General features: G+C 53.1%; 7 protein-coding genes. All 7 read left to right on the top strand.

What is annotated here, in order from left to right; translation table 11 throughout:
- Window positions 1-251: 251 nt before the first annotated feature.
- From GXX57_09625 to GXX57_09655, 7 genes are read left to right on the top strand one after another with little or no spacing between them, the layout of a single operon-like run.
- Window positions 252-1,244, top strand: coding sequence for a LacI family transcriptional regulator (locus tag GXX57_09625; protein HHV44906.1), 993 nt, complete (start codon window positions 252-254; stop codon window positions 1,242-1,244).
- A 16-nt stretch (window positions 1,245-1,260) separates the two neighbouring features.
- The gene (locus GXX57_09630) at window positions 1,261-2,796 is read left to right on the top strand and encodes an FGGY-family carbohydrate kinase (GenBank protein ID HHV44907.1); all 1,536 of its coding nucleotides are present in this window, start codon (window positions 1,261-1,263) and stop codon (window positions 2,794-2,796) included.
- A 20-nt stretch (window positions 2,797-2,816) separates the two neighbouring features.
- A complete protein-coding gene (locus GXX57_09635; protein HHV44908.1) occupies window positions 2,817-3,857 on the top strand; it encodes a galactitol-1-phosphate 5-dehydrogenase in 1,041 nt (346 codons plus the stop codon).
- A 4-nt stretch (window positions 3,858-3,861) separates the two neighbouring features.
- Window positions 3,862-4,725 (top strand): class II fructose-bisphosphate aldolase, encoded by an 864-nt coding sequence (locus tag GXX57_09640; protein HHV44909.1) that lies wholly within the window; start codon window positions 3,862-3,864, stop codon window positions 4,723-4,725.
- A gap of 28 nt (window positions 4,726-4,753) precedes the next feature.
- Window positions 4,754-5,665 carry a 1-phosphofructokinase family hexose kinase gene (locus GXX57_09645; GenBank protein HHV44910.1) on the top strand — a complete coding sequence of 304 codons (912 nt, stop codon included), beginning with the start codon at window positions 4,754-4,756 and terminating at the stop codon, window positions 5,663-5,665.
- A gap of 23 nt (window positions 5,666-5,688) precedes the next feature.
- On the top strand, window positions 5,689-7,131 hold the full coding sequence (locus tag GXX57_09650) for an alpha-L-fucosidase (GenBank protein HHV44911.1): 1,443 nt from the start codon (window positions 5,689-5,691) through the stop codon (window positions 7,129-7,131).
- Window positions 7,132-7,163: 32 nt separating this feature from the next.
- The gene (locus GXX57_09655; protein ID HHV44912.1) at window positions 7,164-8,225 is read left to right on the top strand and encodes a hypothetical protein; all 1,062 of its coding nucleotides are present in this window, start codon (window positions 7,164-7,166) and stop codon (window positions 8,223-8,225) included.
- Window positions 8,226-8,464 lie beyond the last annotated feature (239 nt).

Below are 8,464 nucleotides of genomic sequence, written 5' to 3' on the forward strand. Positions count from 1 at the left end.
AAGAGACTTCACTGCCTTCGTTGCTCAAAGGCACGTGGTACCGATAACTCCACAAGCCCCCAAGACTCCAGGGAAACAGTAGAAAAAGCTAGTTCTCCAACGAAATGGTAACACAAGAAAGATAACAAAGACCTATCACAAAAAACGTATAACCGCTCTTGGAAGGGTTTAGCGTGTTTACCTTTTTCACCGGTTATGCTAGAATTCGGTTATAACGTTTCAACAACGAGGAAGAAGACATGGCTGTGACGATCAAAGACGTGGCTAGGCTCGCTAAAGTCTCCGTAGGAACCGTCTCCAGATATTTGAACGGACACCGGGTAACCGAGCAAAACAGAGTCAGGATTGAACGGGCGATTAAGGAATTGGATTTTCGGGTCAATCCCATCGCTAAGACCCTGCGCACTAACCGGTCGATGACGGTGGCGGTGCTGGTGCCTAGTCTGTCCAATATCTTTTCCATGAGCATCATCGAGAACATCGAACGTTATCTCGAGCCCCACGGATATAGTGTCATCGTCTGCAGCTGCAGCAACGATCCAGCCAAGGAGCGGGAGAAGCTTGAGTTTGTCAAATCCAAGGCCGTGGATGGAGTCATTGTCATGCCGGTCAGTGACCAAGGATCACACATCGAGGAGGTCGCCGCAGGGGAGCTACCGGTGGTGCTCATTGACCGCTTGACCTCGGATTTCCAGACCGATGCCGTAGTTGTGGACAACACCAACGCGGTATACCATGCGGTCGAGCAGCTTATTATCCGCGGGCACCGACACATTGGTTTGATCGCCGGCCCACAGTCCATTTACACCGCCCGGGAACGTTTGGAAGGTTATCGTCGGGTAATGGCAGACTACGGGCTGCCCATCGATCCGGACCTCATCGTCTACGGGGATTACCAAGCGGGCACCGGTCACGACTTGATGAAAAAACTGATGACCCAGTCTCGTCCTCCTTCGGCAGTCTTGGTCTCCAACTACGAAATGACCATCGGCGCCATCACCTGTTTGCAGGAGCTAGGGACGAAAATCCCCGAGGATCTGTCGGTGGTGGGGTTCGATCATCTAGAGCTTTCGGTGGTTGTTAATCCCCCTCTGGCGGTGGTAGTGCAACCCCGTGAGCAAATCGGCACCCAGGCTGCGAAGTTACTGTACAGACGCCTGTCGGGGGACAAGAATAACTACCCCACTTTGGTGCGTCTGAAGACAGAATTCGTGGAAGGACGCTCCATAGCGAGTATTATTTGAATGTGAGGTTGGTCCCGTGGCCAAGCATCTGTTACTGGGGATCGATATCGGTACATCCGGGTGTAAGATTACAGCCTTCAATTTTCAAGGAGATGTGGTGGCCAGTCAAACCGAGACCTATGCGACTTTTTATCCCGCGGTGAACTGGGTAGAACACGATCCCCTTCACTGGTGGAATGCGGTGTGCAAGGGCATAAACGGGATGATCCGTTTCGGCAAGCTCCACCCCAGGGAAATCGCCGCCATTGGCGTGGCCGGTCTCAGTTGGTCCTGGGTACCCATGGACGAAGGGGGCCGTCCGCTGCGCCGGGTCATGATCTGGCTTGATCGCCGGGCGGAAGGCCCTGTCCAGTGGATGAAAGAGCAGGCCGGAGAAGAAAGACTTTTCAGTCTAAGCGGTAATCCAATAGATCCGGCCTATGGGACTCCTAAGATCCTGTGGTTGAAAGAACATGAACCGGAAGTGTATAGGAAGACCCATCAATTCCTTCAGAGCAATTCGTATATCGTATACAAACTGACCGGTGCCTACACCCAGGAATACTCCCAGGCCTACGCCTTTCATTTTTTCAATATGTCCCAGGGGCGCTATGATGAACAGATGGCAGAAACCTTGGGGATCAATCTGGAAAAGTTCCCGCCCTTGTCCCCATGCCATGCGGTTGTGGGTACTGTGACCACTGCGGCAGCCCAAGAGACGGGTCTTGTCCCGGGAACCCCCGTGGTTGCTGGAGGATTGGATGCCGCTTGCTGCACCTTGGGGGCAGGGGTGATCCAGCCGGGCCAAACCCAGGAGCAGGGCGGTCAGGCCGGTGGAATGAGTATCGTCCTTGACAAACCGCGTATGCATCCCCGCCTGATCCTAGGCTACCATGTGGTGCCGGGCCTTTGGTTGCTGCAAGGGGGTACCGTGGGTGGCAGTGGAACTTTGCGCTGGTTCCGGGAAGAACTAGGTGCCTACGAAGAACAGCTGGGCCAAGAGCGGGGCATTAGTCCCTTTGTGGTGATGAGTGAAGAAGCGGCCCGGATTAGGCCCGGCAGTGACGGGTTGATCTTCCTCCCCTACATGGCCGGCGAACGGTCACCCATCTGGGACAGTAACGCCCGGGGAGTCTTCTTTGGATTATCCTTCAACAAAACCAGGGCCCACATGATTAGAGCTATGATGGAAGGTGTGGGCTATTCCCTGCGCCATAACCTAGAAACCGCCTTGGAAGCCCAGGCGGAAACCGAGTTTCTGGTCAGCGTCGGTGGTGCCGCCAACAGCGCAGTCTGGACCCAATTGAAAGCAGATATCATCGGCAAGGTCATTCAGGTTCCCTTCTCGGATCACGCGACCACATTAGGCGCGGCAATCCTAGCCGGAGTGGGTGTAGGGGTATACAGGGACTTCGCCTCCGCCGTGAAGGAAACGGTACGCATACAAAGGATCCATGAACCAAACCCGATTAACCATCAGATTTATACTAGATATTATCAACTATACCTAAAGCTTTACCAACAGTTAAAGGGTTGCTTTGGCGACCTTGCCGAGCTGAGCCTGGGTGAATAGGGAGGTGGAAATAGATGATGATGAAAGCGGCAGTGGTCCATGGACCTGGGGACATTCGCTATGAAGATGTACCCAAACCTCGGATTGAGCCCCACGAGGTGTTAGTGCGGGTACGGGCTACAGGAGTTTGCGGTTCTGACCTGCCGCGGGTGTTGGGCACCAGTGCCCGATATTACCCCATCATCCTGGGGCATGAGTTTTCCGGTGAAGTGGTGGAAGTAGGCAAAGATACCGCCCGGATCAAAGTAGGCGATCCGGTGGTGGGTGCTCCCCTCCTCCCCTGTATGGTTTGTGTAGATTGCGCGAAGGGAGATTACGCCCTCTGCCGCCACTATAGTTTTATCGGCTCGCGACTGCCTGGTAGTTGGGCCGAATATGTAAAGCTGCCCGAAAAAAATCTATGGAAACTGTCTGAAGGAATTAGTTTTGAGCAGGGTGCCCTTTTCGAGCCCACCACCGTGGCCCTCCACGGTCTTTCCGTTATGGGCTTTCACGGAGGCACCGATGTGGGAATCCTGGGGGTAGGCACCATTGGCCTATTAACTTTGCAATGTGCAAAGCTCCTAGGGGCTAGACGCATTTTCGCCTTCGATCTGGATCCGTCCCGGCTGGCCATTGCGAAGAAATACGGGGCCGACTTTTGCTTCAACACCACCGATAAAGATTTTCATCAAGAGGTAATGGAATTGACCAAAGGACGAGGTCTGCCCATGATTTTTGAGACCGCGGGGGTGGAATTCACCGAAAAACTGAGTTTGGAGCTGGCAGCGAACAAAGGTAATGTGATGTTTATCGGCACACCCACCAAACCTTTGCAAATCGCGCCCCAGGAGTTTGAACTGCTGAATCGAAAGGAATTGACACTGCGTGGTTCCTGGATGTCCTACTCAGCACCCTTCCCCGGTTCCGAATGGGAGTTGGCCGATTACTATTTCAGCAAGGGACTCATCAAGTACGAAGAATTGATTGATCGCATCGTTCCCCTGTCCGATGTGGTCCAAGTTTTCGCGGACCTAGCTCAGCCAGGGAAAGTCAAGGGCAAGGTACTCTTTAGGGGGTAGAACCGTGCCTTTAGTGAATCCAATCAAGCTGATGAAAGTAGCTCAAGAACGGGGCTTATGCATTGCCGCCTTCAATGTGCACAACCTGGAAACGGTGCAAGCGGTGATCGATGGCGCCGCCAAACAGCGCTCACCGGTGATCATTCAGACCACACCGGGAACCCTGCGCCATACCGGCATCCCGCAAATTGCTGCCTGTGTCAAGGCCGCTGCAGAATTGGTGGATATCCCCGTTGGGCTGCATGTAGATCATTGTTCCTCCTTTGAAACCATCGTCCGGTGTATCCGGCACGGGTATACCTCAGTAATGATCGATGGCTCTCACCTCCCCTACACGGAGAACGTAGCTCTGGTTCGGGAAGTGGTGAAAGTGGCTCATGCGGCCGGAGTCGCAGTGGAAGCAGAGTTGGGGCGCATCGGCGGCAGTGAAGATGATCTGATGGTGGACGACACAAAGGCGGCGCTTACAGATCCCGCGGAAGCGGAAGCCTTTGTTGAGGCCACTCAAGTGGATACCCTTGCCGTCGCCATCGGTACTGCGCACGGGCAATACAAAGGGAAACCGAAACTGGATTTCCCACGTCTATCCGCCATCAGAAACAGGCTAAACCTGCCCTTGGTCCTCCATGGGGCCTCGGGCCTTGCTCATGAGGTGATCAGGGAATGCATCCGGCGGGGGATCAATAAGATTAACATTGCCACAGAACTGAAAGACTCGATGGCGGAGGCCATCAAAGAATGCTTCTGCAAGGATCCCACGGAGACGGATCCCCGTCGGTACATGGGCGCGGCCAAGGCCGCAGTGGAAAAGGTAGTACGGGAGAAGATCCTGCTGTGTGGCTGCAGTGGGTTGGCTGATGAACTCTAAGGTGGGATTTGGATTGCTCACAATTACCATGAACCCGAGTTTGGACAAAGTCTACTCCGTAGATGATTTCCAGGTGGGAAGAGTATTTCGGCCCCGGAGAGTAACCGCCACCGCCGGCGGCAAGGGACTGAATGTGGCCCGGGTGGCCGCCATCCTGGGTGTGGCCGTTACCGCCACCGGTGTGGTGGGCGGCAGGGTTGGTGCTTTTATCCAGGAGGAAGTAGAACGACGGAATATCCGGAATCGTTTCGTCCCCATTGCCGGCGAGACCCGGATTTGTATCAACATCACCGATGAAGTCAATCAAACCTCCACAGAGATCCTGGAACCAGGACCGACGGTTCAAGCGGAAGAAATAGAGAAATTCCTTGCCACATATGAAGAAGCCCTGGATGAATGTCACATTGTCACCGGTTCCGGCAGTCTCCCCCAAGGTTTGCCTAAGGACTTCTACCGACAGCTAATTAGTCGAGCCAAAGCCAAGGGAAGGCGGTTCGTTTTGGATACCAGTGGGGATTATCTGGTCGAAGGCCTACGGGAACAGCCCTATGCCATCAAGCCCAATCAGGAGGAACTGGCCAAACTGTCCGGAAAAGACACTACCGACTTGCAGATTTGCGTCAGACTCCTAATAGAACTAAAGGAAACGGGAATAGAGTTGCCCGTTGTTACACTAGGCGCCGCTGGTTGCCTTGCTGCCTTAGACGATGGCGTATATCACTTCTTCGGACCTCCGGTAAAAGTGGTCAACCCCGTGGGATCCGGTGATTCCTTTGTAGCTGGCTTAGCCGTTGGCCTCTTGCGGGGAAAGGACAAACAAGAGTCAATCAGACTGGCTATGGCCTGCGGCATGGCCAACACCCAGTTTTTTCAAACAGGTATGGTTTCGTTGGACCTGGTGGAGAAGTTTCAACAGGGGATCCAAGCAAGAAAACTGTAAATTTATAAGGAGGTCGACAAATCATGAAGCTGTCGATTGAGCGCGGTCCCTTTGAACCCACATGGGAATCGTTGCGAACTTACCAGTGTCCCGATTGGTTCCGGGATGCGAAGCTGGGAATCTGGTCCCACTGGGGTCCCCAAAGCGTACCCATGGTGGGCGATTGGTACGCCCGCAACATCTACATCGAGGGGCACGAGCACTATCGCCATCATTGGCGCGTCTACGGGCATCCATCAAAGGTTGGCTACAAGGACATCGTGAAACTATGGAAAGCGGAAAAGTTTGACCCGGAAGGATTGATGGAACTGTATGTGGCCGCCGGAGCAAAGTACTTCGTGGCCCAGGCAGTTCATCATGACAACTTCGACAATTGGGATTCCACCCACAACAAGTGGAATGCGGTAAACATGGGTCCCAAGAAAAATATCGTAGGTCTTTGGCAGGAGGCCGCCAGGAAACATGGGTTACCCTTTGGATTATCGGAACACCTAGGAGCCACCTTCTCCTGGTTCAGTGTCAACAAGGGCATGGATAAGCAGGGGCCCTATGCGGGCGTACCCTATGATGGCAGTGACCCGGATTACGAGGATTTCTATCTACCCAACCAGCAGGAATACCAGTTGAAGATGGGCCCCTGGTACACGGAAAATCCCTGGTGGCACAAGCACTGGTTCTTGCGAATCAAGGACCTCATTGACCAGCATCAACCGGACCTCCTCTATTCCGACGGAGGCTTGCCCTTCGACATCTACGGGTTACACATTGTAGCTCATCTTTACAATAGTAGCGCAAAACGGCATCGTCGCCAAAACCAAGCAGTCTATACCCACAAGGATCGTAATCCCAGTGTAGCAGCCATCGGTGTCTTGGATATAGAGCGAGGAGTAGAACCGGACATAATCCCCTATCCTTGGCAGACAGACACCTGTGTGGGCAGCTGGTTCTACAATGTCCGCGCCACATACAAGACACCTAAGCAAGTCATTGAAATGCTCGTGGATATTGTAAGCAAGAACGGAAACCTGCTACTGAACATCCCGCAAAGACCTGACGGAACCTTAGACGACGAGTGTCGATACATATTGGATCGTATGGCACGCTGGATCAAGGTGAATGGTGAAGGCATCTATGGTACAAGATCATGGAAGGTTTCCGGAGAAGGGCCCACCACGATAGAGGGGGGCGCCTTCAAGGAACGGGAAATGGCTTGGACTACCCAAGATTTCCGCTTTACCACCAAGGGCAACAAGGTGTATGTTTTCCTGATGTCTTGGCCAGAGGATCGCAAAGTCCTGGTGAGAAGTCTTGCTCTGGATCAGACCAAGAGGATCGTAGCAGTAAAGCTTCTAGGCCGTGACGAAATGCTATCCTTCGAACAAGGCAATTACGGGTTATTTGTCCAGTTGCCTCCGGAGAAGACCACCGAATACGCCCAGTGTCTCTCCGTAGAATTGGCAGATTAGTACAAACCTAAAAGCAGGAGGAGGAAACCAACGTGTCGTATGCAGACGGTTGGGCAGCAATAAACCTAGAGATGCCGTCCCGGGTACCAAGAACCGAGTACTCGGCTAACAGGCACTGGGACTTGGTTAACGCTGTCCTAGGCACCAATGTCTCCAGCAAAAGTGACCCCCAAGAGCAGGAAGAAGCTAGCATCCGTTTCGTGAAGGCCTGGAATTATGACTACTACTGGACCGTAAGCGTTAGCAGCAACTTCATGGTGCATGGACGCAGAACCGATATGGGCCATGGGGTGTATGAAGCCGATGGTGCAGACAAACGGCAGGCAAAACCAAGTCCATTTCAGGATGTAGAAGACGTCTATGCCTTCGATCCGGCGGAAGAGTATGGAGTATGGCCCGAGGAAGACCTCGTGGAGATGTACCACACCCAGTACGCGAAAGCTTGCAAGAGGTTTCCCGACTGTGTGAACAGTTGTGGAGTCTACATAACAATGTTTTCGGGGTTCATAGATGCCTTCGGCTGGGAGATGCTTCTTTTGGCCGCGGGCTACGACCCCGTCCGGTTCGGCGAGGTTGCCCGACGTTGGGAAAAGTGGATTTCCCAGTTCTTCGTAGCCTTCGCCAAAACCGACGTGGATGTATTCATGTGCCATGATGATATTGTCTGGAGCAGTGGGCCCATCCTCCATCCCGCTTGGTACAGAGAATACGTCTTCCCTGCCTACAAACGCCTGTGGGCCCCCATCATTGAAGCCGGCAAGAAGATTCTGTTCACATCCGATGGGGATTATACGTTGTTTGTGGATGACATAGCCCAAGCGGGAGCCCACGGTTTTGTCCTAGAACCATTGACCGATCTGGAATACATAGTGGAAAAATATGGTAAGACCCATGTGATCATCGGGAACGTGGATACCCGGGTATTGCTGACTGGAACCAAAGAAGACATCCGGGCCGAAGTGGAAAGGTGCATGCGCCTTGGCAAACCATGCCCTGGATACTTCATGGCAGTGGGGAATCACATTCCCCCGAACACGCCGGTGGAAAATGCTCTGTACTATAACGAAGTATACGAAGAACTCTCCCGTAGATAACAGAATGTACAGGGAGCTACCCTTGCCGGTGGCTCCCTGTACATAGCAAAATTATGTACACTATTGCTTGACGAACCTTGCAAGACTCGAGATCCGAAACTAATACTGCGATTTCGTAGACTTCAACTGCTACCCAAAAAGCCGCATTTGAAAGCCTTACTCCAACGCCAAACGGTGGTCCATCTCTGGTTAAGGACCTTAGGCCGAGTCTTTCGCACTTGAGAAGGGCCTATTTCGGG

The organism is Bacillota bacterium (assembly GCA_012839765.1).
Lineage (GTDB): Bacteria > Bacillota > Limnochordia > DUMW01 > DUMW01 > DUMW01.